Origin of the sequence: Pseudomonas sp. 14P_8.1_Bac3 (genome assembly GCF_025466085.1) — a bacterium.
Lineage (GTDB): Bacteria > Pseudomonadota > Gammaproteobacteria > Pseudomonadales > Pseudomonadaceae > Aquipseudomonas.
In genome coordinates, this window is the sequence record NZ_JANLOD010000047.1 from 112,361 (window position 1) to 138,792 (window position 26,432).

The 26,432-nt window shown below is 59.3% G+C and carries 21 protein-coding genes; 8 read left to right on the top strand and 13 right to left on the bottom strand.

Annotated elements, in window-relative coordinates; all coding sequences use genetic code 11:
* The 10 genes from NTD84_RS12695 to rpsB all read right to left on the bottom strand — a co-directional run bounded on the left by NTD84_RS12695 (position 1) and on the right by rpsB (position 10,468).
* On the bottom strand, positions 1–504 hold the full coding sequence (locus tag NTD84_RS12695) for an OmpH family outer membrane protein (RefSeq protein ID WP_008028980.1): 504 nt from the start codon (positions 502–504) through the stop codon (positions 1–3).
* 45 nt (positions 505–549) lie between these two features.
* Positions 550–2,925 carry an outer membrane protein assembly factor BamA gene (bamA, locus tag NTD84_RS12700; RefSeq protein ID WP_262165813.1) on the bottom strand — a complete coding sequence of 792 codons (2,376 nt, stop codon included), beginning with the start codon at positions 2,923–2,925 and terminating at the stop codon, positions 550–552.
* Positions 2,926–2,999: 74 nt separating this feature from the next.
* Complete coding sequence (gene rseP, locus NTD84_RS12705; protein ID WP_262165814.1) at positions 3,000–4,352, bottom strand: sigma E protease regulator RseP; 1,353 nt, start codon at positions 4,350–4,352, stop codon at positions 3,000–3,002.
* 53 nt (positions 4,353–4,405) lie between these two features.
* On the bottom strand, positions 4,406–5,596 hold the full coding sequence (gene ispC, locus NTD84_RS12710) for a 1-deoxy-D-xylulose-5-phosphate reductoisomerase (RefSeq protein ID WP_262165815.1): 1,191 nt from the start codon (positions 5,594–5,596) through the stop codon (positions 4,406–4,408).
* Positions 5,593–6,399, bottom strand: coding sequence for a phosphatidate cytidylyltransferase (locus NTD84_RS12715; protein ID WP_262165816.1), 807 nt, complete (start codon positions 6,397–6,399; stop codon positions 5,593–5,595). The genes ispC and NTD84_RS12715 overlap by 4 nt, the downstream gene beginning before the upstream one ends.
* Positions 6,399–7,154, bottom strand: coding sequence for a polyprenyl diphosphate synthase (gene uppS, locus NTD84_RS12720; protein ID WP_262165817.1), 756 nt, complete (start codon positions 7,152–7,154; stop codon positions 6,399–6,401). The genes NTD84_RS12715 and uppS overlap by 1 nt, the downstream gene beginning before the upstream one ends.
* A gap of 13 nt (positions 7,155–7,167) precedes the next feature.
* Positions 7,168–7,725 carry a ribosome recycling factor gene (frr, locus tag NTD84_RS12725; RefSeq protein ID WP_262165818.1) on the bottom strand — a complete coding sequence of 186 codons (558 nt, stop codon included), beginning with the start codon at positions 7,723–7,725 and terminating at the stop codon, positions 7,168–7,170.
* Positions 7,722–8,465 (bottom strand): UMP kinase, encoded by a 744-nt coding sequence (gene pyrH / locus NTD84_RS12730; protein WP_003172271.1) that lies wholly within the window; start codon positions 8,463–8,465, stop codon positions 7,722–7,724. The genes frr and pyrH overlap by 4 nt, the downstream gene beginning before the upstream one ends.
* A gap of 209 nt (positions 8,466–8,674) precedes the next feature.
* Positions 8,675–9,538 carry a translation elongation factor Ts gene (tsf, locus tag NTD84_RS12735; protein WP_262165819.1) on the bottom strand — a complete coding sequence of 288 codons (864 nt, stop codon included), beginning with the start codon at positions 9,536–9,538 and terminating at the stop codon, positions 8,675–8,677.
* A 192-nt stretch (positions 9,539–9,730) separates the two neighbouring features.
* On the bottom strand, positions 9,731–10,468 hold the full coding sequence (gene rpsB / locus NTD84_RS12740; protein ID WP_007907989.1) for a 30S ribosomal protein S2: 738 nt from the start codon (positions 10,466–10,468) through the stop codon (positions 9,731–9,733).
* 385 nt (positions 10,469–10,853) lie between these two features.
* On the opposite strand from rpsB, the gene map reads away from it, so the two are divergent.
* From map to dapC, 3 genes are all read left to right on the top strand, one after another.
* A complete protein-coding gene (gene map, locus NTD84_RS12745; protein WP_262165820.1) occupies positions 10,854–11,636 on the top strand; it encodes a type I methionyl aminopeptidase in 783 nt (260 codons plus the stop codon).
* Between the two features lie 45 nt (positions 11,637–11,681).
* Entirely contained in the window at positions 11,682–14,384 is a 2,703-nt protein-coding gene (locus tag NTD84_RS12750; protein WP_262165821.1) for a [protein-PII] uridylyltransferase, read from the top strand.
* Positions 14,385–14,529: 145 nt separating this feature from the next.
* A complete protein-coding gene (dapC, locus tag NTD84_RS12755; RefSeq protein ID WP_262165822.1) occupies positions 14,530–15,729 on the top strand; it encodes a succinyldiaminopimelate transaminase in 1,200 nt (399 codons plus the stop codon).
* A gap of 116 nt (positions 15,730–15,845) precedes the next feature.
* On the opposite strand, the gene NTD84_RS12760 is transcribed toward dapC, so the two are convergent.
* Together NTD84_RS12760 and NTD84_RS12765 are read right to left on the bottom strand one after the other, a co-directional pair.
* A complete protein-coding gene (locus NTD84_RS12760; RefSeq protein WP_262165823.1) occupies positions 15,846–17,477 on the bottom strand; it encodes a Na+/H+ antiporter in 1,632 nt (543 codons plus the stop codon).
* Between the two features lie 407 nt (positions 17,478–17,884).
* The gene (locus NTD84_RS12765; RefSeq protein ID WP_262165824.1) at positions 17,885–18,760 is read right to left on the bottom strand and encodes a phytanoyl-CoA dioxygenase family protein; all 876 of its coding nucleotides are present in this window, start codon (positions 18,758–18,760) and stop codon (positions 17,885–17,887) included.
* 776 nt (positions 18,761–19,536) lie between these two features.
* On the opposite strand from NTD84_RS12765, the gene NTD84_RS12770 reads away from it, so the two are divergent.
* The 4 genes from NTD84_RS12770 (at position 19,537) to NTD84_RS12785 (ending at position 22,713) form a co-directional block, all read left to right on the top strand.
* On the top strand, positions 19,537–19,899 hold the full coding sequence (locus NTD84_RS12770) for an ArsC family reductase (RefSeq protein WP_262165826.1): 363 nt from the start codon (positions 19,537–19,539) through the stop codon (positions 19,897–19,899).
* 33 nt (positions 19,900–19,932) lie between these two features.
* The gene (gene dapD / locus NTD84_RS12775) at positions 19,933–20,967 is read left to right on the top strand and encodes a 2,3,4,5-tetrahydropyridine-2,6-dicarboxylate N-succinyltransferase (RefSeq protein WP_262165829.1); all 1,035 of its coding nucleotides are present in this window, start codon (positions 19,933–19,935) and stop codon (positions 20,965–20,967) included.
* A 139-nt stretch (positions 20,968–21,106) separates the two neighbouring features.
* Positions 21,107–22,312, top strand: coding sequence for an aminotransferase class V-fold PLP-dependent enzyme (locus NTD84_RS12780; RefSeq protein ID WP_262165832.1), 1,206 nt, complete (start codon positions 21,107–21,109; stop codon positions 22,310–22,312).
* Positions 22,309–22,713, top strand: coding sequence for a SufE family protein (locus NTD84_RS12785; RefSeq protein WP_262165834.1), 405 nt, complete (start codon positions 22,309–22,311; stop codon positions 22,711–22,713). The genes NTD84_RS12780 and NTD84_RS12785 overlap by 4 nt, the downstream gene beginning before the upstream one ends.
* Before the next feature lie 40 nt (positions 22,714–22,753).
* Here the strand turns inward: NTD84_RS12785 and tcdA are convergent, their stop codons facing one another.
* The gene (tcdA, locus tag NTD84_RS12790; protein WP_262165837.1) at positions 22,754–23,563 is read right to left on the bottom strand and encodes a tRNA cyclic N6-threonylcarbamoyladenosine(37) synthase TcdA; all 810 of its coding nucleotides are present in this window, start codon (positions 23,561–23,563) and stop codon (positions 22,754–22,756) included.
* A gap of 218 nt (positions 23,564–23,781) precedes the next feature.
* Here tcdA and NTD84_RS12795 point away from each other — a divergent pair, with 218 nt between their 5' ends.
* A complete protein-coding gene (locus tag NTD84_RS12795; RefSeq protein WP_262165840.1) occupies positions 23,782–26,373 on the top strand; it encodes a glycosyltransferase in 2,592 nt (863 codons plus the stop codon).
* Positions 26,374–26,432: the final 59 nt, after the last annotated feature.

Consider the following 26,432-nt stretch of genomic DNA (forward strand, 5'->3'; position numbering starts at 1 on the left):
TTACTTCAGCTGATTCATGCGCTCGATAACCTGGCGAGTGATGTCGTACTGAGGTTTGACATCAATCACTGCGCCACGCTCGAAGACCAGGTCAAAAGCACCTTTCTTGATGACTTCTTCCACAGCACTGTCCAGTTTCGGCTTGAGCTGCTTCAGCATTTCACGGTCAGCAACGGCTTTGGCTTCGTTCAGTTCCTTGGACTGGAACTGGAAGTCACGGGCCTTTTGCTTGAATTCGAGCTCCAGACGCTCACGCTCGCCTTGCTGCATCTTGTCGCCACCCGCCATCAGACGGTCCTGAATGCCTTTGGCACTGCTTTCCAGTGTCTTGAGCTTGGTCAGCTGCGGGCCGAACTTCTTCTCGGCATCCACGGCGTATTTCTTGGCCGCGTCGGATTCCAGCAGAGCCATCTGATAGTTCAGAACGGCGATTTTCATATCGGCAAAAGCCGGACCCGCTACCAGTACGGTCGCCAGGAGAACCAATTGAGTCAACTTACGCACGATGCACTCCTACAAAATCCATTGTCGTTATCTTGGGTCAGACGCTTAGAACGTCTGGCCGAGGGAGAATTGGAACACTTGAGTTTCAGCCTGATCCGGTTTCTTGACCGGCATGGCCAACGCGAAACTCAGAGGCCCCAACGCGGTAACCCATGTCACACCCACACCGACAGAACTGGCCATGTTGCTCAGGCTGATGTCGTTGCACTTGGTATTGGACGATGAACCGTTCGCATTGGTGGTGTCTTTGCACTGCGAGTCAAATACGTTACCCACGTCCCAGAATACCGAGGTACGCAGGGAACGCTGATCCTTCACGAACGGCAGAGGGAACAGAACCTCGACACCGCCCTGGATCAGGACGTTACCACCAAACGGCAGCGGATCCTGGTCCGGGTCAAGCGCCGTACCCGGGTTGGTGCCACGACTCGGCGTACTGCGAGGACCCAGGGTGCTGTCCTTGAAGCCACGAACCGAGTTGAAACCACCAGCATAGTAGTTTTCATAGAACGGCAAGCCGTCGGTCGAACCGTAACCATCGCCATAACCGAGTTCGGTGTGCAGACGCATGGTGTAGTTTTCGCTCAGCGGCTGGAACAGCTGGCCACGGTAGTCGAGTTTGAAGAACGACAGGTCGCTGCCAGGGGTAGTGGTTTCCAGCACCAGGCTTTGGGAATGACCACGGGTCGCCAGCACGCCTTTGTTCAAGGTCGATTCGGACCAACCGGCCGACGCCTTGAAGTTCAGGTAGTTGTCGCCTTCCTTGTTAACGAAGTCGAAGATCTCGTCAACGGTGTACAGGCCAGTCTTGATCTTGTCCTGTTGTGCGGTCAGGCCGAAGGTCAGACGCGATGTTTCGCTGATCGGGTAACCGACGCTTACGCCAGCACCCAGGCTGTCCACGGCATAGCTGGCTACGTCGACGTCGAGGTCTTTGTAATCGGTGGTGCGATAGAACGCATTGTAACCCAGGCTCACACCGTCAGCGGTCCAGTAGGGGTCGACATAACCGAAGTTATAGCGGCTCTGGTATTCACTACGGGTCAAGCCGACGCTGACTTTGTTACCGGTACCCAGGAAGTTGTTCTGGGTGATCGAACCACCGAGGATCAGACCAGCGCTCTGTGCGAAGCCGACGCTGGCGGTAATCGAACCGGACGCTTGTTCTTCAACGGTGTAGTTCACGTCAACCTGGTCATCGACACCCGGAACGGCCGGGGTTTCGACGTTGACTTCCTTGAAGAAGCCCAGGCGCTCAAGACGGGTCTTGGACTGGTCGATCAGATAAGTCGAAGCCCAGCCACCTTCCATCTGACGCATTTCACGGCGCAGCACTTCGTCCTCGGACTTGGTGTTGCCGCGGAAGTTGATGCGGTTGACATAGGCACGCTTGCCCGGATCGACGGCGAAAGTGATGTCTACGGTGTGGTCTTCATCGTGAGGCTGAGGCACGCCGTTGACGTTGGCGAAGGTATAGCCCTCGTTACCCAGACGGCGGGTGATCAGTTCGGAGGTAGTGGTCATCAGCTTGCGCGAGAACACCTGACCTTTTTGCACCAACAGCAACGATTTGACCTGGTCTTCAGGGACTTTCAGGTCACCGCTGAGCTTGACGTCACGAACGGTGTATTTCTCCCCTTCGTTGACGTTGACGGTGATGTAGACGTGTTTCTTGTCCGGGGTGATGGACACCTGGGTCGACGCGATATCCATGTTGATATAGCCGCGGTCCAGGTAGTACGAACGCAGACGTTCCAGGTCACCGGACAGTTTTTCGCGAGCATACTTGTCGTCGTTCTTGAAGAACGACAACCAGTTGGTGGTCTTGAGTTCGAACAGGTCGATCAGGTCGTCATCAGGGAAGACGGTGTTACCCACCACGTTGATGTGCTGGATGGCCGCGACGGTGCCTTCATTGATGTTGACCTTGAGGCCAACGCGGTTGCGCGGCTGCGGCACCACTTCGGTATCGACGGTGGCCGAGTAGCGACCTTGGGCGACGTATTGGCGTTGCAGTTCGTTACGCACGCCTTCGAGGGTGGCGCGCTGGAAGATCTCGCCTTCGGCCAGACCGGATTGCTTGAGGCCTTTCATCAGGTCTTCAGTGGAGATCGCCTTGTTACCCTCGATCTCGATACTCGCGACTGACGGGCGTTCGACTACCGTGATGACCAGGACGTTGCCATCGCGGCCCAGCTGGATATCTTGAAAGAACCCGGTTTTGAACAGCGCACGAGTGGATTCCACCAGGCGACGATCATCCGCCTGTTCACCGACGTTCAACGGCAAGGCACCAAAGACGCTACCCGCGGAGACCCGCTGGAGGCCATTGACGCGAATATCAGAGATAGTGAAGGACTCGGCGTGAACTTCGGCGATCATCAATACGGTGAGAACCGCAGTTAGCAGCAGACGTTTCATGAAGTCCTTTCTTATTCCAACTGGCAATAAACAAACTGCCGCAAAATGCGGCAGATTCGCAATTCAGCGAAGTGTTACAGACGGCCCAAATCATTGACCAGAGCAAGCAACATCACCCCGACCACCAAACTGATGCCGATCTGTATCCCCCAACCCTGCACCCGATCTGACAAGGGACGACCACGCGCCCACTCGATCAGATAAAACAACAAATGCCCCCCATCCAGTACAGGAATGGGCAACAAATTCAGAACCCCCAGGCTAATACTCAGATAAGCAAGGAAATTCAGGAAATCAGCGACGCCCGACTGGGCAGAAGCGCCCGCCACTTTAGCAATGGTTATCGGTCCACTCAAGTTTTTTACCGAGAGCTCGCCGAACAACATTTTCTTGAGCGAATCGAGGGTCAGTACGCTCATGGTCCAGGTGCGTCGCGCCCCTTCGCCAATCGCTGCCAAAGGCCCGTAACTGACCTCGCGAACCATCTCGGGCGGCCAGTCGATCGGCTTCACCCCGGCGCCCAGATAACCACTGGGTGCCTTGCTTTCGCCGCGAGCGGCCAGGGTCACAGGGACGTCGATTTGAGCACCATCGCGCTCGACCCGCAGCAGAATTTTGGTATCCGGATGCATACGAACACTGTCGACGACCTGTTGCCAGTCATCGACCGCCTTGCCATCCAGCGCCAGCAAGCGGTCGCCAGTCTTCAGGCCGGCAGCCTGTGCCGGGCCTTTCGGATCGAGTTCAGCCAGGACCGGGGGCAATGCCGGACGCCATGGGCGAATACCCAGCGAACGGATCGGATCCGGCTCGTCGGCCCCCTTGAGCCATTTGTCCAGTACCAGCTCACGGGGCGAATCCGCCGCGGAACCTTGCTCACGGACCAGCACCTGAAGTGAACCGCTCTCACCGAGACGACGCACCAGCTGCAGATTCACCGCCCCCCAACCCGACGTCGGCTCGCCATCGATGGCGACAATTTCCTGGCCCGGGCTCAAACCGGCCTGCGCCGCGATGCTGCCGGATTCAACGGCACCAATGACCGGGCGCACCTGCTCGCTGCCGAGCATCGCGAGCACCCAGAAAAAAATCATCGCCAGTAAGAAGTTGGCAATCGGCCCAGCCGACACAATGGCAATGCGCTGGCGGACGGACTTGCGGTTGAACGACTGATCGAGCTGATCGACTGGAACTTCGCCTTCGCGCTCGTCGAGCATCTTCACGTAGCCGCCCAGGGGGATCGCGGCGACGACGAACTCAGTGCCTTTCTTGTCGTGCCAGCGCAGCAATGGCATGCCGAAGCCCACGGAGAAACGCAGCACTTTGACCCCACAGCGACGCGCGACCCAGAAATGGCCGAACTCGTGGAAGGTGACCAGCACGCCCAGGGCTACCAGGGTGCCGACAATCATATAGAGCGCGCTCATCTATTTTCTCCGCAATCCTATCCAGTGCTGCATGGGTCAACGTGTTTCAGCACTTACCGCCCGTGACGACTCAGCCATTGTTCGACCAGGACTCGCGCTTTCGCGTCAGCCGTGAACACCGCTTCGAGATCATCCACCGCAACCACAGGCTCGAGATTCAATACCTCTTCGATGATACTCGCGATTTCCAGATAGCGAACCCGCCCGTCGAGAAAGGCCGCGACCGCCACTTCATTCGCGGCATTCAGCATGGCTGGCGCACTGTTACCGGCCTCAGCGGCCTGACGCGCCAGGCGCAGGCACGGAAAACGCTCTTCATCGGGAGCCTGAAAATCCAGGCGGGCGATGGCGAACAGGTCCAGCGGTGCCACACCCGAATCGATGCGCTCAGGCCAGGCCAGGGCATTGGCGATCGGCGTGCGCATGTCGGGGTTGCCCAGTTGGGCCAGTACCGAACCGTCGATGTAGTCGACCAGCGAATGAATCACGCTTTGCGGGTGAATCACCACTTCAACCTGAGACGGCCTGGCATCGAACAGCCAGCAGGCCTCGATCAGTTCGAGCCCCTTGTTCATCATGCTTGCTGAATCCACCGAAATCTTGCGCCCCATGGACCAGGTCGGATGCGCACAGGCTTGATCAGGAGTCACATTGGCCAGTTCGGCCAGCGGTGTCTGTCGGAACGGACCACCAGAGGCTGTCAGCAGAATCCGACGCACCCCCACCACTCCGAGCCCACGGGAGAAATCTTGCGGCATGCACTGGAAAATCGCGTTGTGCTCGCTGTCGATCGGCAGCAAGACCGAACCGCTTTTACGCACCGCTTGCATGAACAGCGCGCCGGACATCACCAGCGCTTCTTTATTGGCCAGGAGGATTTTCTTGCCTGCCTCCACCGCCGCCAGCGTCGGACGCAAGCCCGCCGCTCCAACGATGGCCGCCATGACCGTGTCGACTTCAGGATCGGAAGCGACCTGACACAGACCATCCTCCCCGACCAGAACGCGAGTCGACAAACCGGCGGCACGCAAGTCGTCCTGCAACACTCGGGCAGCGCCCTGCTCCGGCACTACGGCGAACTTCGGCGAATAGCGGACGCAGAGCGCAAGCAACTCGCTCAAACGCGTGAAGCCGCTCAAGGCAAACACCTGATAACGCTCGGGATGACGGGCAATGACATCGAGCGTGCTCAGACCGATCGAACCGGTTGCCCCCAGAACGGTGATTTGCTGCGGGCGGCTCACGGTGCCGCCATCCACAACAGCACGGCGAATACAGGGATCGCGGCGGTCAGGCTGTCGATGCGATCCAGTACACCGCCGTGACCCGGCAGCAAATTACTGCTGTCCTTGATTCCGGACTGGCGCTTGAACATGCTTTCGGTGAGGTCGCCCACCACCGAGATGAAGACGATGATGGCCGCGCCGATCAAGCCCTTGAACAGCTCGGCAACCGTCCAGTCGCGAACCAGGCCGACGATGAGGGTGATCACGAGACTCAACGCCAGGCCGCCGTACACGCCTTCCCAGCTCTTGCCGGGACTGACCAGCGGCGCGAGCTTGCGCTTGCCGAATGCGCGACCGGAAAAATAGGCACCGATGTCAGCGCCCCAGACCAGCACCATCACCGCCATGATCAGCCAGTTGCCCAAGGGCTCCTGCTTGATCTGGACCAGACCTTGCCACGCGGGCAGCAGGATCAGCAGGCCGATCGCCAGCTTGCAGGCAGCACTGGACCAGAGTTCGCTGGAGCGCGGATAGGTCAGCACCAGGTACGTCGCCACGGCCCACCACAGCACCGAAGCGCCGAGCACCCAGGGCGCCAACCCCGGCAGGATGTACATGACGAACAACATCAACGCGACCACCGCTGCAAAGGCGACGCGAATCGATTGAGCTTCAAAACCGGCCAGTCGCGCCCATTCCCAGGCACCGAGGGTCACGACCAGCCCGATGAACAGCGCGAAGCCGGAGCCTTCGAGCAGGAAAAACCCGCACAAGGCGATCGGCAGCAGGATCAGCGCAGTGATGATTCGTTGTTTAAGCATTAAACCCGGGCTCCAGCCTCGACCTGCTCGCTCGTTTTACCGAAGCGGCGCTGGCGAGAAGCGAAATCGGCCAGCGCGGTGCGCATGGCGTCGTGTTTGAAGTCCGGCCAGAACAGGTCGGAGAAGTACAACTCGGCGTAGGCCAGTTGCCACAGCAGGAAGTTACTGATGCGGTGTTCGCCACCGGTACGAATGCACAGGTCCGGCAACGGCAGGTCGCCGGTGGCCAGACAGGTTTGCAACAGCTCCGGGGTAATGTCTTCCGGGCGCAGATGGCCGGCCTGGACTTCCCGCGCCAAACGCTGTGCGGCTTGCGCGATGTCCCACTGACCGCCGTAGTTGGCGGCGATCTGCAGGACGAAGCGATTCGCCCCCGCCGTCATTGCCTCGGCTTCACGCATGGCTGCCTGAAGCTCCGGGTGAAAGCGCGAACGATCGCCAATGATGCGCAGACTGATGTTGTTGTCGTTCAGGCGCTTGGCCTCGCGACGCAACGCCTTGAAGAAAAGGTCCATCAAGGCACTGACTTCATCGGCCGGGCGCTGCCAGTTCTCACTGGAAAAGGCAAACAGGGTCAATACCTCGACCTTGGCTTCGGCACACACTTCGATCACTGCACGAACCGCATCAACACCCGCTTTATGCCCGGCGACACCCGGCATAAAGCGTTTTTTCGCCCAGCGATTATTACCATCCATGATGATCGCGACATGGCGCGGCACCGAGGACGGCGCACCCTGCTTGGTCTTTTCCATGAAAATGCGACCCTTATACGGCCATCAGGTCTTTTTCTTTCTTCGCCAAATTCGCGTCGATTTCAGCCACGTATTTTTTGGTCAGGTCGTCAATTTCGCCGGTGGCGCGACGCTCTTCGTCTTCGCTGATTTCCTTTTCCTTGACCAGATCCTTGAGCTGGCTGTTCGCGTCACGACGAATGTTGCGCACGGCAACACGGGCGTCCTCGGCAACATCACGAGCCTGCTTGGTGAAGCCCTTGCGGGTTTCTTCGGTCAGGGCCGGCATGGAGATCAGCAGCAACTCACCCAGGTTGGTCGGGTTGAGGTTCAGACCCGCGCTACCGATGGCCTTGTCGACAGCACCGAGCATGTTGCGCTCAAAGGCAACCACTTGCAGGGTACGGGCATCTTTGACGGTGATGTTCGCCACTTGCTTGATCGGGGTGTCGGAACCGTAATACGGCACCATCACGCCTTCCAGAATGCTCGGATGCGCCTGGCCGGTACGAATGCGACCGAAGTTGTGCGCCAGGGATTCGACGGATTTCTGCATGCGCTCTTGAGCGTCTTTCTTGATTTCGTTGATCATTGTTGGCCTTCCTCGATCAGGGTCCCTTCAGCGCCGCCATGCACGATGTTCAGCAGGGCGCCGGGCTTGTTCATGTTAAATACGCGCAACGGCATCTTGTGGTCGCGGCACAGGCAAATGGCCGTCAGATCCATCACACCCAGCTTGCGATCCAGTACTTCATCGTAGGTCAGATGATCGAACTTCTCGGCATGCGGGTCCTTGAATGGATCGGCGGTGTAGACACCATCGACCTTGGTCGCTTTCAACACGACGTCGGCGTCGATTTCGATCGCACGCAAGCAGGCTGCCGAATCCGTGGTGAAGAACGGATTGCCGGTACCGGCCGCGAAGATCACGACTTCCTTGGCGTTCAGGTGGCGCATGGCTTTGCGGCGGTCGTAGTGGTCAGTCACGCCGACCATGGAAATGGCCGACATCACGATGGCCGAGATATTGGCACGTTCCAGCGCATCACGCATCGCGAGGGCGTTCATCACAGTGGCCAGCATGCCCATGTGGTCACCGGTAACCCGATCCATGCCGGCCGCGCTCAGCGCTGCACCGCGGAACAGGTTGCCGCCGCCAATCACCAGACCGACCTGGACACCGATACCGACCAACTGGCCGACTTCCAGTGCCATGCGATCCAGAACTTTCGGATCGATCCCGAACTCTTCCGAGCCCATCAGGGCCTCGCCGCTAAGCTTGAGTAGAATGCGTTTATAGCGAGCCTGATAACCACTGCCCTGCTGAGCCATTGCGAATCTCTCCTGCGGCGTATTTTAAAAATTCTTTGCGAGCTGTTTACAGCTGGCGTTCACTCTAGCTTGGCGCTGCTTCAGCGCCATCGGAACATGGCTTTGTAAGCCAGTTCCAAAGGGAAACCAATAAAAACTTGGTACCCCATCTGAAAAGAGGCTGCGCGCGTAAGCGGGCAGCCTCTTCAGGGCGACAGTTAAAAACCGTCTTATTGCTTGGCGGCAGCCAGCTGGGCAGCAACTTCTTCAGCGAAGTTGTCGACCGGCTTCTCGATGCCTTCGCCTACTTTGAAGTAGGTGAAGGAAACGATTTCAGCACCGGCTTTCTTGGCCAGTTCGCCAACCTTGATTTCAGGGTTCTTGACGAACGCCTGCTCAACCAGGCTCGCTTCAGCCAAGAACTTGCTGATACGGCCTTTGACCATGTTTTCAACAATGTTTTCTGGCTTGCCTTTGATTTTTTCTTCGTTCAGCTGCAGGAACACGGCTTTTTCGCGCTCGATCGCTTCAGCGGAAACTTCCGATGGCAGCAGGAACTCAGGGTTGCTGGCCGCTACGTGCATGGCGATGTCTTTGGCCAGCTCAACGTTGCCGCCCTTCAGAACAACCGCAACACCGATCTTGTTACCGTGCAGGTAACCACCAACCACATCACCCTCAACGCGGGTCAGGCGACGGATGTTGACGTTTTCGCCAACCTTGCCGACCAGCACCAGACGATCGGCTTCTTGAGCTTCGATCAGCGGAGCGACATCAGTCAGCTTGTCAGCGAATGCTTTTTCAACGCTGGAAGCCACGAATGCCTTGAAGTCGTCCTGAAGAGCCAGGAAGTCGGTCTGCGAGTTCACTTCCAGAAGAACGGCGGATTTACCGTCTTCCTTCAGCGCGATAGCGCCTTCAGCAGCGACGTTGCCTGCTTTCTTGGCAGCCTTGATGGCGCCCGAAGCACGCATGTCATCAATGGCTTTTTCGATGTCGCCGCCAGCCTTGGTCAAGGCCTTTTTGCAATCCATCATGCCTTCGCCAGTACGCTCGCGCAGTTCTTTGACCAACGCTGCAGTAATCTCTGCCATTTCAAAATTCCTCTTGGATAGGTTTTCAACCATTCCACCCGATCGAACGGGCGTTCAATTCTTCCCGAACCACCTTTGTTAGCCGCTGCACGTTACAGAAGCTGTAGCTGCGCTGCCGACAAATGGTTTTCGAGGTGGCAAAAAGGGGGCCAAGCCCCCTTTTTGCTTACTGAGTCAACGCCAAGGCGTCAATTACTCAGCTGCAGCTGCCGGAGCTTCTTCGACGAACTGCTCGGTGCCACCAGCAACGTGGTTGCGACCGCGGATAACAGCGTCAGCCATCGAACCCATGTACAGCTGGATAGCGCGGATTGCGTCATCGTTGCCTGGGATGATGTAGTCAACGCCTTCCGGGCTGCTGTTGGTATCGACTACGCCGATAACCGGGATGCCCAGCTTGTTGGCTTCGGTGATCGCGATGCGCTCGTGATCAACGTCGATAACGAACAGAGCGTCTGGCAGACCGCCCATGTCCTTGATACCACCCAGGGAACGATCGAGCTTCTCAAGATCGCGAGTGCGCATCAGCGCTTCTTTCTTGGTCAGCTTGGCGAAAGTACCGTCTTCAGCTTGCACTTCAAGGTCACGCAGACGCTTGATGGAAGCACGGATGGTTTTGAAGTTGGTCAGCATGCCGCCCAACCACCGGTGATCGACGTACGGCGAACCGCAACGTGCTGCTTCTTCAGCAACGATCTTGCCAGCGGAACGCTTGGTGCCGACGAACAGAATCTTGTTTTTGCCCTGGGCCAGGCGCTCTACGAAAGTCAGAGCTTCGTTGAACATTGGCAGGGTTTTTTCAAGGTTGATGATGTGGATCTTGTTACGCGCGCCGAAAATGTATTTACCCATTTTCGGGTTCCAGTAACGGGTCTGGTGACCGAAGTGCACACCGGCCTTCAGCATATCGCGCATGTTGACTTGGGACATGATAGTTCCTTAATAAGTCGGGTTTGGCCTCCACGTATCCCAATGACCAACCAGCAGCATCAGCTGAAGGCACCCAGGTCATCGTGTCGACACGTGTGTGGATTTAAGCCTTTCGGGGTATCCCCGGAAAGCGGCGCATTTTATATCACAGGGTAGGAAAAAACGGAACCCGGATTCTCGATTCCTGACGCGTGCCTTTATGTACGCCCTTGGAATCGCTCAAGAATGCACCTATCTATAGAGAGACCATAGAGAGAAGCGATGCACAGAGGCTCAGATTTGCGCTGATCGTCTGTTAGAATCGCGTTTTTCAGGGCGGCGACGAATTGATCGCAAACTGCCCATTCCGTGTTAGCAAGCGCCATCGAGCGCAAAGAGAGCCTGTATGACCGTCACCCTCAAAACCCCCGAGGACATCGCAAAAATGCGCGTCGCCGGCAAACTGGCCGCCGATGTGCTGGAAATGATTGCTGAACATGTCAAGCCGGGCATCACCACCGAAGAGCTGGACCGCATCTGTCACGACTACATCGTCAACGTGCAGCAGGCTATCCCCGCCCCGCTCAACTACAAAGGCTACCCGAAGTCGATCTGCACCTCGATCAACCACGTGGTCTGCCACGGCATTCCGAACGAGAAGCCGTTGAAGGATGGCGACACGCTGAACATCGACGTCACCGTCATTAAAGATGGCTACCACGGCGATACCAGCCGCATGTTCCACGTCGGCACCGTGCCGGTCTGGGCCGAGCGCCTGTCGCAAGTCACCCAGGAATGCATGTACAAGGCCATCGAGATCGTCAAACCCGGCTGCCGCCTGGGCGACATCGGTGAAGTGATTCAGAAGCATGCCGAAAAGAACGGTTTCTCAGTGGTCCGCGAGTTCTGCGGTCATGGCATCGGCAAGGTGTTCCACGAAGAGCCGCAGATTCTGCACTACGGCCGCGCTGGCACCGGCATGGAACTGCAGGCCGGCATGACCTTCACCATCGAGCCGATGATCAACCAGGGCAAGGCCGACACCAAGGTGTTGGGCGACGGCTGGACCGCCATCACCAAGGACCGCAAGCTGTCGGCCCAGTGGGAACACACCCTGGTGGTGACCGAGACTGGCTACGAGATTTTCACCCTGCGCAGCGATGACACCATCCCGCGCGTATCGGCCTGATCCAACCCGAGCAAATCCCAGCCTTATAGAAAGGAAAGCCAATCGATGCCGCAGGTGGATCCCGAACTCTTCGACCGTGGCCAGTTCCAGGCTGAACTGGCCCTGAAAGCCAGCCCGATCGCGGCTTTCAAGAAGGCGATCCGCCAGGCCCGCGAGGTGCTCGACGGGCGCTTTCGCAGCGGCCGGGAGATTCGCCGACTGATCGAGGATCGCGCCTGGTTCGTCGACAACATCCTGCAAAAGGCCTGGGAACAGTTCAACTGGAGTGAAGACGCCGACATCGCGCTGGTCGCGGTCGGCGGCTACGGGCGCGGCGAGTTGCACCCTTATTCCGACATCGACCTGCTGATTCTGCTGGACAGCGCCGACCACGAAGTTTTCCGCGATTCCATTGAGCGTTTTCTGACGCTGCTGTGGGACATTGGCCTGGAAGTCGGTCAGAGCGTTCGCTCCGTTGACGAATGTGCCGTGGAAGCCCGCGCCGACCTGACGGTGATCACCAACCTGATGGAAAGCCGCACCATCGCCGGCCCAGAGCGCCTGCGCCAGCGCATGCTGGACGTCACCAGCACCGCGCACATGTGGCCGAGCAAGGAGTTCTTCCTCGCCAAGCGTGCCGAGCAAAAGGCCCGCCACCACAAGTACAACGACACCGAATACAACCTGGAACCCAACGTCAAAGGCTCGCCCGGCGGACTGCGGGATATTCAGACCATTCTGTGGGTGGCCCGTCGCGAATACGGCACCCTGAACCTGCGGGCGCTGGCGGGCGAAGGTTTTCTGGTCGAAAGCGAAAACGCCTTGCTGGCCTCCTCCCAGGAATTCCTGTGGAAAGTGCGTTACGCGCTGCACATGCTTGCCGGGCGCGCCGAAGACCGCCTGCTGTTCGACCACCAGCGCTCGATCGCGGGCCTGCTGGGCTTCGAAGGCGATGACGCCAAGCAAGCCATCGAAAACTTCATGCAGCAGTATTACCGGGTGGTCATGAGCATCGCGCAGCTCAGCGACCTGATCATCCAGCACTTCGAAGAAGTGATTCTCGCGCCGGAAGATGAAGCGCCGCCGCAACCGATCAACTCGCGGTTCCAGCTGCACGACGGCTACATCGAGGCGCGCAACGACAACGTGTTCCGCCGTACGCCGTTCGCCATGCTCGAGATCTTCGTGTTGATGGCGCAGCAGCCGGAAATCAAGGGCGTGCGCGCCGATACCATTCGTCTGCTGCGGGAAAACCGTCACCTGATCGACGACGATTTCCGCAATGACATTCGCAACACCAGCCTGTTCATCGAGCTGTTCAAGTGCAAGATCGGCATCCACCGCAATCTGCGGCGGATGAACCGTTACGGCATCCTCGGGCGCTATCTGCCGGAGTTCGGTTTCATTGTCGGGCAGATGCAGCACGACCTGTTTCACATCTATACGGTCGATGCGCACACGCTGAACCTGATCAAGCACCTGCGTAAGTTGCAGTACACCCAGGTGTCGGAAAAATTCCCGCTGGCCAGCAAACTCATGGGCAAGCTGCCCAAGCCCGAACTGATCTACCTCGCCGGTCTGTACCACGACATCGGCAAGGGCCGGCACGGCGATCACTCGGAAATCGGCGCGGTGGACGCCGAGGCCTTTTGCCAGCGCCACCAACTGCCGGTATGGGACAGCCGCCTGATCGTCTGGCTGGTGCAGAACCATCTGGTGATGTCGACCACCGCCCAGCGCAAGGACTTGTCCGACCCGCAGGTGATCCACGACTTTGCGCAGATCGTCGTTGACGAAACGCGCCTCGACTACCTGTACGTGCTGACCGTCGCCGACATCAACGCGACCAACCCGACACTGTGGAATTCCTGGCGGGCCAGCCTGTTGCGTCAGCTCTACACCGAGACCAAGCGTGCCTTGCGCCGTGGCCTGGAAAACCCGGTGGACCGCGAAGAGCAGATCCGCCAGACCCAGAGCGCCGCCCTGGACATCCTGGTGCGCGGCGGCAACGATCCCGACGATGTCGAACAGCTCTGGGCGCAGTTGGGTGATGACTATTTCCTGCGTCATACCGCCGGCGACGTGGCCTGGCACACCGACGCGATCCTGCAGCAGCCCGCCGACGGCGGCCCACTGGTGCTGATCAAGGAAACCACCCAGCGCGAATTCGAGGGCGGTACGCAGATCTTCATCTATGCGCCGGACCAGCACGACTTCTTCGCCGTGACCGTGGCGGCGATGGACCAGTTGAACCTGAACATTCACGACGCCCGGGTCATCACTTCCAGCAGCCAGTTCACCCTCGACACCTACATCGTGCTGGACACTGACGGCGACTCGATCGGTGACAACCCGGCGCGGGTCAAACAGATCCGCGAAGGCCTGACGGAGGCCCTGCGCAACCCGGACGACTACCCGACGATCATCCAGCGTCGCGTGCCGCGCCAGCTCAAGCACTTTGCCTTCGCGCCCCAGGTGACGATCCACAACGACGCCCAGCGGCCGGTCACGGTACTGGAGCTCAGCGCCCCGGACCGCCCGGGCTTGCTGGCGCGGATCGGGACGATTTTCCTGGAGTTCGATTTGTCGCTGCAAAACGCCAAGATCGCGACCCTCGGCGAGCGCGTGGAAGACGTGTTCTTCATCACCGACGCCCACAACCAGCCGTTGTCCGACCCGTTGCTGTGCAGCCGCTTGCAGGATGCGATCGTCGAACAACTGAGCGTCAACCAGGAACCCGATATCAAACTGTCGCGCATCAGTATCTGAATCAACCAGCCCTCCCCCCTTGTAGGAGCGAGCTTGCTCGCGAAGGTGGCCCAGACGATACGGGTGATCTGATACCCCGCGTTATCGTTGACGACCATCGCGAGCAAGCTCGCTCCTAAAGAGGGGACACCGAACGAGATCTACCATGAACAACGCCTTGTCCCAGCTGCAGCCCTACCCGTTCGAAAAGCTCCGCGCCCTGCTCGGCAGCGTCACGCCAAACCCGGACAAACGCCCGATCGCCCTGTCCATCGGCGAGCCGAAGCACCGTTCGCCGAGCTTTGTCGCCGAAGCCCTGGCGAACAATCTGGATCAGATGGCCGTTTACCCGACCACCCTGGGTATCCCGGCCCTGCGTGAAGCCATCGCCGCCTGGTGCGAGCGCCGTTTCAACGTGCCCAATGGCTGGCTCGACCCGGCGCGCAACGTGCTCCCGGTCAACGGCACCCGCGAGGCGTTGTTCGCCTTTACCCAGACCGTGGTCAACCGCGGCGACGATGCGCTGGTGGTCAGCCCGAACCCGTTCTATCAGATCTATGAAGGCGCGGCGTTCCTTGCCGGTGCCCAGCCGCATTACCTGCCGTGCCTGGACGAGAACGGTTTCAATCCGGATTTCGATGCGGTGTCCCCGGACATCTGGAAACGCTGCCAGATTCTGTTCCTTTGCTCCCCAGGTAACCCGACCGGCGCGCTGATCCCGGTGGAAACCCTGAAGAAACTGATCGCCCTGGCCGATGAGTATGACTTCGTGATCGCGGCGGACGAGTGCTACAGCGAGCTGTACTTCGACGAACAGACGCCACCGGCCGGCCTGCTCAGTGCCTGCGTGGACCTGGGCCGCAAAGACTTCAAGCGTTGCGTGGTGTTCCACAGCCTGTCCAAGCGCTCCAATTTGCCGGGCTTGCGTTCGGGGTTTGTGGCCGGTGACGCCGACGTTCTCAAGGGCTTCCTGCTGTACCGCACTTACCACGGCTGCGCGATGCCGGTTCAGACCCAACTCGCGAGTGTCGCCGCGTGGAATGACGAAGTGCATGTACGCGCCAACCGTGCGCTGTACCGCGAGAAATACGACGCGGTGCTGGAAATCCTCAGCCCGGTGCTGGATGTGCAGCGTCCGGATGGCGGTTTCTACCTGTGGCCGAATGTTGAAGGCGATGACGAAGCGTTCTGCCGTGATCTGTTCGTTGAAGAACACGTGACCGTGGTGCCGGGTTCGTACCTGTCTCGCGAAGTCGACGGCAACAATCCCGGCGCCGGTCGAGTGCGTATGGCGCTGGTTGCGCCGCTGGCGGAATGTGTCGAAGCGGCTGAGCGGATTCGCGCCTTCATCCAGCGCCGCCAGTAAATACAATCCCCCTGTAGGAGCGAGCTTGCTCGCGATGGTCGTCAACGATCACGCAGGGCGCCTGACGCCCCGCGGTGTACCGTCGTTCACAGCGAGCAAGCTCGCTCCTACAGGTTTTATTTCACCGGGCCAAGATTGGCCTCGCTCAGATCCAGCTCCCCCAACACTTCTCGCAACACGTCATCACCAATCTGGTGATGGCGACTGAGGCTGTACAACTCCAGGCGCTGCGCCCGCAGCGCCTTCAAACGCAGACGCCGCTCCAGCAAATCCATCTGAAACGCCAGCGCCTGGGCTTCCGCCGAGTCGTTGAACACCTCCAGCTGATGCCGATATTCGGCCATGATCCGCGCCTTCAGTTCAATGGCCAGGGCGGCCTGGGCCGCGTCCTGCGGGTTGACCTCTTCGGCTTCCAGCGCATGAATCGCCGCTTCCGCGGTTTTGCGCCAGGCATCGCGCACTTCGCCGCGGCGCTTGTCGTCCGGGCTCTTTTCAATGCCGCGTAGCAACAGGGGCAACGCAATACAGGCGGCGATCAGCGACAGCAGGATGACCCCGGCCGCAATGAAAATCAGCAGGTCGCGTTCAGGAAACGCATCACCCGCCATCAACATCGGCACGGACAACACGCCCGCCAGCGTCACCGCCCCGCGCACCCCGCCGACCGTCAGCAGCCAGCACGAACGCGCGGTCGGCATCCGCACCATTTCGTCCTGACCACGCCAGCGGCGCAACAGACTCGACAAGCGCCAGATGCTCTGCACCCAGACAAACCGCAGCACCAGCAACACCAGGAAAATCGCCAGCACATCGAGGCCGCGATACAGGAGCGTCGGCCACAAGGAGGTTTCGTGGCTGGCCACCGCCTTGATGATGTCCGGCAGCTGCAGGCCCAGCAGCAGGAAGATCAGGCCGTTGAAGGCGAACTCCAACAATGACCAGACGCTGCGATTGAGCAAGCGGGTGCTGGTCTGGCGCGGCAGCAGGTCAAGCCAGCTCTGCATCATGCCCGCCGCCACCGCCGACAAGATGCCCGAGGCGCCCAGTCGTTCGGCCAGCACGTACGCGGCAAACGGCAGCAGCAACATGAACACGACGTGCGTTGCCGGGTCATCCCAGCCTCGCGCCACCATCCACGAGCGCAAGCGCCCGACCAGCCAGCTCAGGGCTACACCGACGGCGAGACCACCGACCGCGACCAACACGAAAGTCAAACTGGCGTTGGCCAGCGAAAACACGCCAGTCACCGCTGCGGCCAGGGCAAACTTGAACGTCACCAGGCCCGAGGCGTCGTTCATCAGCGCCTCGCCCTGCAGCATGTGCATCAATGGCGTCGGCAAGCGGTTCTGGGCAATCGCCGACACCGCCACGGCATCCGTCGGCGACAGCACCGCCGCCAAGGCAAAGGCCACCGGCAGCGGAATGGTCGGTATCAGCCAATGAATGAAATACCCGGCGCCGACCACGGTAAACAGCACCAAACCAACGGCGAGGGTCAGGATCGGCCCGCGCAAACGCCACAGTTCACGCTTGGGCATGCGCCAGCCGTCGGAAAACAGCAACGGCGGCAGGAACAGGAAAAGAAACAATTCCGGGTCCAGCGCCACGTGCAGGCCGAGCGTCGGCCAGGCCAGCAAGGCACCTGCCGCGATTTGCACCAACGGCAAAGGTAATGGAATCACCCGTCCGACCAGGCGCGAGACGCTGACCAGCATCAACATAATGAGGACGGTGTAGGCGGTTTGCATAAGGCGTGGTTCCCGGGCAATCGACAGCGTTGAAGTGCCATATTAGCCGCTTAGACTGCCGTATGACCGTTGCACCAATGTCGCATCACCGCAGAGCACCGCCCATTCCCTTGTGTGCGGGCTTGATCGCGAAGGCGGTGTATCAGGCACCGGCTCGCCGGGATGGCGGCTGCGTGACCATCACGCCATTGACACCACACGACACACTGTTGCCGATAACCGCGTGCACCGCTGCTCCCATTTGATACCGGACGACTACATCCCCATATTCCAAAGCATGGCCTCCATTGCGAAGCGGCGATTTACACGCGACTACTGCTGCAGGCCAATTGCCGCGGCACAACCAACTGATTGATGGACAGGGTTAAACGATAAGTGTGCTCGCCGGCACTTTAAATACGGGTTTGTTAATGGACTTTTACGAATTTACGATAATAGTCTAACGACTCATTCACCATGCTTTCATGGCAGTAATAGTTAGTGAGTGCCAAGCGCACTTTGCCGTCGGGTTGAGGCGGTTGGCCGGCATGAATTGTTGACGTATCAAAAAGTATAAGCGTCCCGGCCTTAACGGCGAATTTCTCAACTCTCCCGGGTGACAAAATATCAAACCTGTCGCCTGCGTCTTTCAGCCGGGTACAGGTTACGCCACTCACAACCCTGCTGGATATCCATCGGCCGACCTGGCGAGCATCCCGAAATATATTTGATAACCGATGTGACTTTGCAAGCACAGAAAAAGGCCCGTCTGCGTTTTCTACATCGGTCAAGTACAGCATTGCCTTCATTTGTCGCCTGAAACCGTCCCGGTGCCATTCCCCACCGCTGCCATAAGAGCCTGGTCCTTTGTAAAGCACTCTATTCGCCATACAAAATAGAAGGCGCTCATCGGAACGAGCATAATCAGACGATATTCCGCTAAGAAACGGATCATGTGCAAACTCGGCGGCAGTCGAAGAAGCCCTTTCAATACCGAAAACTCTATCGTCCTCAGCGGTATGAGTTGCCGTATCGTCATTACCCAGCGCCGCGATCAACTCGGAAGCCGCCAAATTGCACCAATCACGACTTTTATAATCAGGAATAGTTACATACCCGAGCTTGCTCAACTGGGATAGCAATTTCTCTTTTTCAGGGTCAGCTTTTGTTGTTCCCAACCAAAATCTCTTAGACCGAAGATCAAATATGATTCTTTGATTTAACAGCACATAGGCACTTTCGATGTAAAACGAAACTTTGCCAGGAATATGTTTTAGCGTACGCCTAAGAAACGACTTAACCACGTAGAACTCCCTTTCAGTTCGTTTTTAAATAATCGTACTGATAGCTACAGCATAGCTCGTCTTTTTTTGTGCATAACCAACGGCGGCGAGTGTTCATGCGGGGTCGGCCGCGCCATGCCGACCAGAGCGCGCAGCATCCCCGAACTTGATTTCTATTCCACTGACCGCGTCGGTAACGTGACCGGTGGTACTCGCTTCAAGAGTCATCACGCCAGAGTTCATATAGGCGTGGATGGAGAAAAGCGTCCCAGGCGTGAGTCCGGTCGCGGCACGTGAGACGTCAGCACCTGGAATGGCCTGAGCGAAGTCGTAGATAAAAAGCTGATTACCATTGAAAGGCGTTAGGACAACATTCCCTCCAACCTTTTTCAGGTGGCACTGACCCACCGGTGACCTGGCTCAAGTAGTCAAGCAATGCCGCGATAGCGTTCTGTCACAACACCTGGTGCATCATTGCCCGGGCGGCGGGGCAGACTAAAGCTGGCCAGCCGGTGGTGCTGGGCACCCCGAGCTCGGCTTTTTGCCGAGGCTCGGGACAAGGCCGGCACGAAGTTGGGGATAATTTTCGACCAGCAGCCTCCGTTCTTTCACGAATAGCGCTCGCTTGCCGCACATCTGCACGAGCTCGAAGGCCGCGATGCCCAGAAACTGCTCGCTCACCTTTCGGCCACAATGACCGATCTGTACCGCGACAGTCGAGGCGCTGAGTGGATCGACGTGGCATAATTGGCGGCTGAATTTTCGGGCGATATTGGGAAAGTTTTAGGGAGGAATTTATGCCCAATGAAATCAAGCATCTACAGCTCTTCGGCATCAAAGCCTGCGACACCATGAAAAAGGCGCGCACCTGGCTCGATGAACACGCTGTCAGCTATGACTTTCATGATTACAAGACGGCCGGAATCGACCGTGAACACCTGAGCCAGTGGTGCGACGAGCACGGCTGGCAAGTGGTGTTGAACCGTGCAGGCACGACCTTTCGCAAGCTCGACGACGAACGCAAAGCCGATCTCGACCAGTCGAAAGCCATCGAGCTGATGCTCGCCCAACCCTCGATGATCAAGCGCCCGGTGCTCGATCTCGGTGACCGAACCCTGATTGGCTTCAAGCCAGATATCTACGCGGCGGCGCTCAAGTAAGCCTGCCCGTTCAATTTTGTTAGAGGTATTTACATGTCCACTACCCCATTCAGCCTGGCCTTTGGTGTCGGCACCCAGAACCGTCAAGGCGCCTGGCTCGAAGTGTTTTACGCACTGCCATTGCTCACCCCGTCGGCGGACCTGATCGCGGCCATCGCGCCGGTCCTGGGTTACACCGAAGGCAATCAGGCCATCGCGTTCACCACCGCCCAGGCTTCGCAACTGGCTGAAGCGATCAAAGGCGTCGACGCCGCACAGGCTGCCCTGCTGACTCGTCTGGCCGAGAGCCACAAGCCGCTGGTCGCGACCATCCTGGCTGAAGACGCGCAGCTGACTTCCACGCCTGAGGCGTATCTCAAGCTGCACCTGCTGTCCCACCGTCTGGTCAAGCCACACGGCCTGAACCTGGCCGGTGTGTTCCCGCTGCTGCCGAACGTGGCATGGACCAGCCAGGGCGCGATCGACCTCGCCGAACTGGCTGAACACCAACTGGAAGCCCGCCTGCGCGGCGAGCTGCTGGAAGTGTTCTCGGTGGACAAGTTCCCGAAAATGACCGACTACGTAGTACCGGCCGGCGTTCGTATCGCTGATGCGGCACGTCTGCGCCTGGGTGCCTACGTGGGCGAAGGCACCACCGTGATGCACGAAGGTTTCATCAACTTCAACGCCGGCACCGAAGGCCCAGGCATGATCGAAGGCCGCGTTTCCGCAGGCGTGTTCGTCGGCAAGGGTTCGGACCTGGGCGGCGGCTGCTCGACCATGGGCACCCTGTCGGGCGGCGGCAACATCGTGATCAAGGTCGGCGAAGGCTGCCTGATCGGCGCCAACGCCGGTATCGGCATCCCGCTGGGTGACCGCAACACCGTTGAATCGGGCCTGTACGTGACCGCTGGCACCAAAGTGGCGCTGCTGGACGAGCACAACACACTGGTCAAAGTGGTCAAGGCTCGTGAACTGGCCGGTCAGCCTGATCTGCTGTTCCGTCGCAATTCGGAAACCGGTGCCGTGGAATGCAAAACCCACAAATCGGCGATCGAACTGAACGAAGCGCTGCACGCTCACAACTAAGCGTCAGTCGACACCTGTAGGAGCGAGCTTGCTCGCGAAAAACGCAAAGGCAACGCGGTTATTCAAGTGGCACGCGTTATCGTTGACGTCCATCGCGAGCAAGCTCGCTCCTACAGGGTCAGGCGTACAGGCGAACTAGATGATGATTCCCTCCCCCTGGCGCGCCGATTTTCCGGCCATCGCCGCCCTGCAACGGCAAGACCAGACCTACCTGGACAACGCCGCCACCACGCAAAAACCCCAAGCCCTGCTGGATGCCCTGGCGCATTACTACGCCAACGGCGCGGCTAACGTGCATCGGGCGCAACACCTGCCTGGCGCACATGCCACCCAGGCGTTCGAGGACAGCCGCAGCAAAGTCGCCCACTGGCTGAATGCCGGTGACTGCGGGCACATCGTCTTTACCCATGGCGCAACCTCTGCGCTGAACCTCCTGGCCTATGGCCTGGAGCACGTATTCAACCCCGGCGACGAAATTGTCATCAGCGCCCTGGAGCATCACGCCAACCTGCTGCCCTGGCAGCAACTGGCCCACCGTCGCGATTTGAAACTGGTGATCCTGCCGCTAAACGCCGATGGCTTGATCGACCTGGAGGCCGCCGCCACATTGATCGGTCCACAGACCCGTCTACTGGCGGTCAGTCAGCTGTCCAACGTGCTCGGTGCCTGGCAGCCGCTGCCGGCCCTGCTGGCGATGGCCCAGGCCCATGGCGCGCTAACCGTGATCGATGGCGCCCAAGGGGTGGTGCACGGCCGACATGACGTGCAGGCGCTGGGTTGCGACTTCTATGTGTTTTCCAGTCACAAGCTCTACGGCCCCGACGGTCTGGGCGTGCTGTTCGGGCGCCACGAATCGCTGAAGCAGCTGCGCCACTGGCAGTTCGGCGGTGAAATGGTGCTCGATGCGGATTACCAGCACGCACGCTTTCGCCCGGCGCCGCTGGGATTCGAGGCAGGGACACCGCCGATTTCCAGTGTGATCGGTCTCGGCGCGACGCTGGATTACCTCGCCGGTCTTGACCAAGACGCCGTCTCGGCCCATGAAGCCGCGCTGCATGACTATCTGTTGAAAGGCCTTGAGGCGCGCAACGGCATTCGGCTGTTGGGCAAGCCGCAACTGGCCCTGGCAAGTTTCGTCGTCGAGGGTGTGCACAACGCTGACCTGGCGCATTTGCTGACGGAACAGGGCATCGCGGTACGCGCCGGTCATCATTGCGCCATGCCGCTGCTCAAACGCTTCGAACTGGCCGGGGCCATTCGCGTGTCGTTGGCGCTGTACAACGATTCCGAAGACCTTGAGCGATTCTTTGAGGCGCTGGATCAAGCGCTGGAGCTGTTGCGATGAGCCTGCCAGCGGCGGCCGTCGCGGCGCTCGACACTTTTCAGGCTGCAGCGGGCTGGGAACAACGGGCGCGCTTGCTGATGCAATGGGGCGACGGCCTGCCGGCGTTGAGCGATGTGGATAAGGTCGACGCCAACCGCGTGCACGGCTGTGAAAGCCAGGTGTGGTTGGTGGGCTCGCTGGAGGACGGTCACTGGCAATTTGCCGCGAGCAGCGACGCGCGGATGATCCGGGGGTTGGTGGCGTTGCTGCTGGCGCGGGTCAACGGATTATCCGCTGCAGAATTGCAGCAGGTGGATTTGCCCGACTGGTTCAATCAGCTTGGATTGAGCCGGCAACTGTCGCCATCGCGCAGCAATGGCCTGAATGCCGTGCTTCAGCGGATGAATGAGTTGGCGGGCTAACCGCTAACGGTAGGAGCGAGCATGCTCCTACAGGAAACAATCAGGCAGGCTTGACCCGATCTGCCGGCCGCCGCACACCCGCGACAATCTTATCCACAGCCTTGGTCGCCGCGACCATGCCGAACGTCGCCGTCACCATCATCACCGCGCCAAACCCGCCAGCGCAGTCCAGCTTCACGCCATCGCCGACAAAACTCTTCTGCAAACAAATGCTGCCATCCGGTTTCGGGTAGCGCAGTTGTTCGGTGGAAAACACACACGGCACGCTGTAATGACGGGTCACGGTGCGGGAGAAGTTGTAGTCGCGACGCAAGGTCGAGCGCACTTTCGAGGCCAGCGGGTCGTTGAACGTACGGTTCAGGTCGCAGACCTGGATCAGCGTCGGGTCAATCTGCCCGCCCGCCCCGCCGGTGGTGATGATCTGGATCTTGCGGCGTTTGCACCAGGCGATCAGCGCCGCCTTGGCGTTGACGCTGTCGATGCAGTCGATCACGCAATCGATGTTCGGCGTGATGTATTCGGACATGGTCTCGCGGGTGACGAAATCCGCCACCGCGTGGACGGTGCAGTCCGGGTTGATCCCGCGAAGGCGTTCTGCCATCACCTCGACCTTGGGTTTGCCGACGGTGCTGTCCAGCGCATGCAACTGGCGGTTGGCGTTGCTGACGCAGACATCGTCGAGGTCGAATAGCGAAATCTCGCCCACGCCACAACGGGCGATGGCTTCCGCCGCCCAGGAGCCGACGCCGCCAACGCCGACGATTGCCACGTGGGCCGCGCGCAGGCGCTCCAGGCCCTCGATGCCATACAAACGGGCGATGCCTGCAAACCGCGGATCTTCTGTGCTCATGACCATTACCCCAAAAACCGGCGCGCATTATAGGGCTACGTTGCAACAAGATCTAAGCGACAAGCGACAAGTGTAAGAACTTATGTGAAACGGAATTGCCCAACGTCAGGCTTTTCCCTGCCCGCTGTACGGTCAAGGAAAGCACGGTGTAGGATGCGCGCCCTTGGCACACCGCCGACCGTTCCTTCGTTCCACAGCCTTTGGAACCCGAAATAGCTATGTCATCGCGTAAATTTGGACTCAACCTGGTCGTGGTGCTCGCCATCGCCGCCTTGTTTACCGGCTTCTGGGCGCTGATCAATCGCCCGGTCACCGCTCCCAACTGGCCTGAACAGATCTCCGGGTTTTCCTACTCGCCGTTCCAGCAAGGCCAGTACCCGCAGAAAGAGCAGTACCCGACCGACGACCAGATGCGTCGCGATCTGGAGATCATGAGCAAGCTGACGGACAACATCCGTACTTACTCGGTCGATGGCACCCTGGAAGACATCCCCAAGCTCGCCGAAGAATTCGGCCTGCGGGTGACCCTGGGCATCTGGATCAGTCCGGACCAGGAACGCAACGAGCGGGAAATCACCCGCGCCATCGAAATCGCCAACACCTCACGCAGTGTGGTCCGCGTGGTTGTAGGCAACGAGGCGATCTTCCGTAAGGAAATTACCGCTGCGGAACTCAGCGTGATCCTCGATCGCGTGCGCGCTGCGGTGAAGGTACCGGTCACCACATCCGAGCAATGGCACGTCTGGGAAGAACACCCGGAATTGGCCAAGCACGTCGACCTGATTGCCGCGCACGTGCTGCCGTACTGGGAATTCATCCCGGTGGACAAGGCCGGTCAGTTCGTCCTCGACCGCGCCCGCGATCTGAAAAAGATGTTCCCGAAAAAACCGCTGCTGCTGTCCGAAGTTGGCTGGCCGAGCAACGGCCGTATGCGTGGCGGCACCGACGCCAGCCCGGCGGATCAGGCGATCTACCTGCGCACGCTGGTGAACAAGCTGAACCGCCAGGGCTTCAACTACTTCGTGATCGAGGCGTTTGACCAGCCGTGGAAGGCCAGCGACGAAGGTTCGGTGGGCGCGTACTGGGGCGTGTTCAACGCCGCGCGTCAGCAGAAATTCAACTTCGAAGGGCCGGTGGTCGCGATCCCGCAATGGCGCGTGCTGGCCATCGGTTCGGCAGTACTGGCCCTGCTGTCCCTGACCTTGCTGATGATTGACGGCTCAGCGCTGCGTCAACGTGGCCGCACCTTCCTGACCTTCATCGCGTTCCTTTGCGGTTCGGTGCTGGTGTGGATCGGCTATGACTACAGTCAGCAATACAGCACGTGGTTCAGCCTGACGGTCGGCTTCCTGCTGGCGCTTGGCGCACTCGGGGTGTTTATCGTCCTGCTGACCGAGGCCCATGAACTGGCCGAAGCGGTCTGGACCCACAAGCGTCGGCGTGAATTCCTGCCCGTGGTGGGCGATTCGGACTACAGACCGAAAGTCTCGATCCACGTGCCTTGCTACAACGAGCCCCCGGAGATGGTCAAACAGACCCTCAACGCCCTGGCCAACCTCGACTATCCGGACTTCGAAGTCCTGATCATCGACAACAACACCAAGGACCCGGCGGTCTGGGAACCGGTGCGCGATTATTGCGCAACCCTGGGCCCACGCTTCAAGTTCTTCCACGTCGCGCCACTGGCCGGCTTCAAGGGTGGCGCGCTGAATTACCTGATTCCGCACACGGCCAAGGACGCTGAAGTGATTGCGGTGATCGACTCGGACTACTGCGTCGACCCTAACTGGCTCAAGCACATGGTGCCGCACTTCGCCGATCCGAAAATCGCCGTGGTGCAGTCGCCGCAGGATTACCGCGACCAGAACGAAAGCACCTTCAAGAAGCTTTGCTACGCGGAATATAAAGGCTTCTTCCACATCGGCATGGTCACCCGCAACGACCGTGACGCGATCATCCAGCACGGCACCATGACCATGACCCGGCGCTCGGTGCTCGAGGAACTGGGCTGGGCCGACTGGTGCATCTGTGAAGACGCCGAACTGGGCCTGCGCGTGTTCGAGAAAGGCCTGTCAGCGGCGTACTACCACACCAGCTACGGCAAAGGCCTGATGCCCGATACGTTTATCGACTTCAAGAAACAGCGTTTCCGCTGGGCCTACGGGGCGATTCAGATCATCAAGCGTCACACCGCCAGCCTGCTGCGCGGCAAAGACACCGAGTTGACCCGTGGCCAGCGCTACCACTTCCTCGCGGGCTGGTTGCCGTGGGTCGCGGACGGCATGAACATCTTCTTCACCGTGGGCGCGCTGTTGTGGTCGGCGGCGATGATCATCGTGCCGCAACGGGTCGATCCGCCGTTGCTGATTTTCGCAATCCCGCCATTGGCACTGTTCGTGTTCAAGGTCGGCAAGATCATCTTCCTTTACCGTCGCGCCGTCGGCGTGAACCTCAAGGATGCGTTCTGTGCTGCGCTGGCCGGCCTGGCGCTGTCGCACACCATCGCCAAGGCGGTGCTGTACGGCTTCTTCACCAGCAGCATTCCGTTCTTCCGTACGCCGAAAAACGCTGATAACCATGGCTTCTGGGTGGCGATTTCGGAGGCCCGTGAAGAGGTGTTCATCATGCTGCTGTTGTGGGGCGCGGCGCTGGGAATCTTCCTGGTCAACGGCCTGCCGAGCAACGACATGCGTTTCTGGGTGGTCATGTTGCTGGTGCAGTCGCTGCCGTACCTGGCGGCGTTGATCATGGCGTTCCTGTCTTCGCTGCCGAAACCGGTGGTCGCAGCGGAAACGGCACCGGCAGTCTAAATCTTTGCCGATGCACTAAACGGCGGCCAATGGCCGCCGTTTTGCTTTAAGATAACCGC

Excerpts from the sequence above, each read along its gene's own strand:
- dapD (WP_262165829.1), top strand. The coding sequence starts at position 19,933 with ATGTCCACTACCCCATTCAGCCTGGCCTTTGGTGTCGGCACCCAGAAC.
- pyrH (WP_003172271.1), bottom strand. The coding sequence starts at position 8,465 with ATGGCTCAGCAGGGCAGTGGTTATCAGGCTCGCTATAAACGCATTCTA.
- uppS (WP_262165817.1), bottom strand. The coding sequence starts at position 7,154 with ATGGAAAAGACCAAGCAGGGTGCGCCGTCCTCGGTGCCGCGCCATGTC.
- rseP (WP_262165814.1), bottom strand. The coding sequence starts at position 4,352 with ATGAGCGCGCTCTATATGATTGTCGGCACCCTGGTAGCCCTGGGCGTG.
- bamA (WP_262165813.1), bottom strand. The coding sequence starts at position 2,925 with ATGAAACGTCTGCTGCTAACTGCGGTTCTCACCGTATTGATGATCGCC.
- frr (WP_262165818.1), bottom strand. The coding sequence starts at position 7,725 with ATGATCAACGAAATCAAGAAAGACGCTCAAGAGCGCATGCAGAAATCC.
- tsf (WP_262165819.1), bottom strand. The coding sequence starts at position 9,538 with ATGGCAGAGATTACTGCAGCGTTGGTCAAAGAACTGCGCGAGCGTACT.
- NTD84_RS12760 (WP_262165823.1), bottom strand. The coding sequence starts at position 17,477 with ATGCAAACCGCCTACACCGTCCTCATTATGTTGATGCTGGTCAGCGTC.
- dapC (WP_262165822.1), top strand. The coding sequence starts at position 14,530 with ATGAACAACGCCTTGTCCCAGCTGCAGCCCTACCCGTTCGAAAAGCTC.
- tcdA (WP_262165837.1), bottom strand. The coding sequence starts at position 23,563 with ATGAGCACAGAAGATCCGCGGTTTGCAGGCATCGCCCGTTTGTATGGC.
- NTD84_RS12795 (WP_262165840.1), top strand. The coding sequence starts at position 23,782 with ATGTCATCGCGTAAATTTGGACTCAACCTGGTCGTGGTGCTCGCCATC.
- NTD84_RS12715 (WP_262165816.1), bottom strand. The coding sequence starts at position 6,399 with ATGCTTAAACAACGAATCATCACTGCGCTGATCCTGCTGCCGATCGCC.
- NTD84_RS12785 (WP_262165834.1), top strand. The coding sequence starts at position 22,309 with ATGAGCCTGCCAGCGGCGGCCGTCGCGGCGCTCGACACTTTTCAGGCT.
- rpsB (WP_007907989.1), bottom strand. The coding sequence starts at position 10,468 with ATGTCCCAAGTCAACATGCGCGATATGCTGAAGGCCGGTGTGCACTTC.
- map (WP_262165820.1), top strand. The coding sequence starts at position 10,854 with ATGACCGTCACCCTCAAAACCCCCGAGGACATCGCAAAAATGCGCGTC.
- NTD84_RS12750 (WP_262165821.1), top strand. The coding sequence starts at position 11,682 with ATGCCGCAGGTGGATCCCGAACTCTTCGACCGTGGCCAGTTCCAGGCT.
- NTD84_RS12770 (WP_262165826.1), top strand. The coding sequence starts at position 19,537 with ATGCCCAATGAAATCAAGCATCTACAGCTCTTCGGCATCAAAGCCTGC.
- NTD84_RS12780 (WP_262165832.1), top strand. The coding sequence starts at position 21,107 with ATGATGATTCCCTCCCCCTGGCGCGCCGATTTTCCGGCCATCGCCGCC.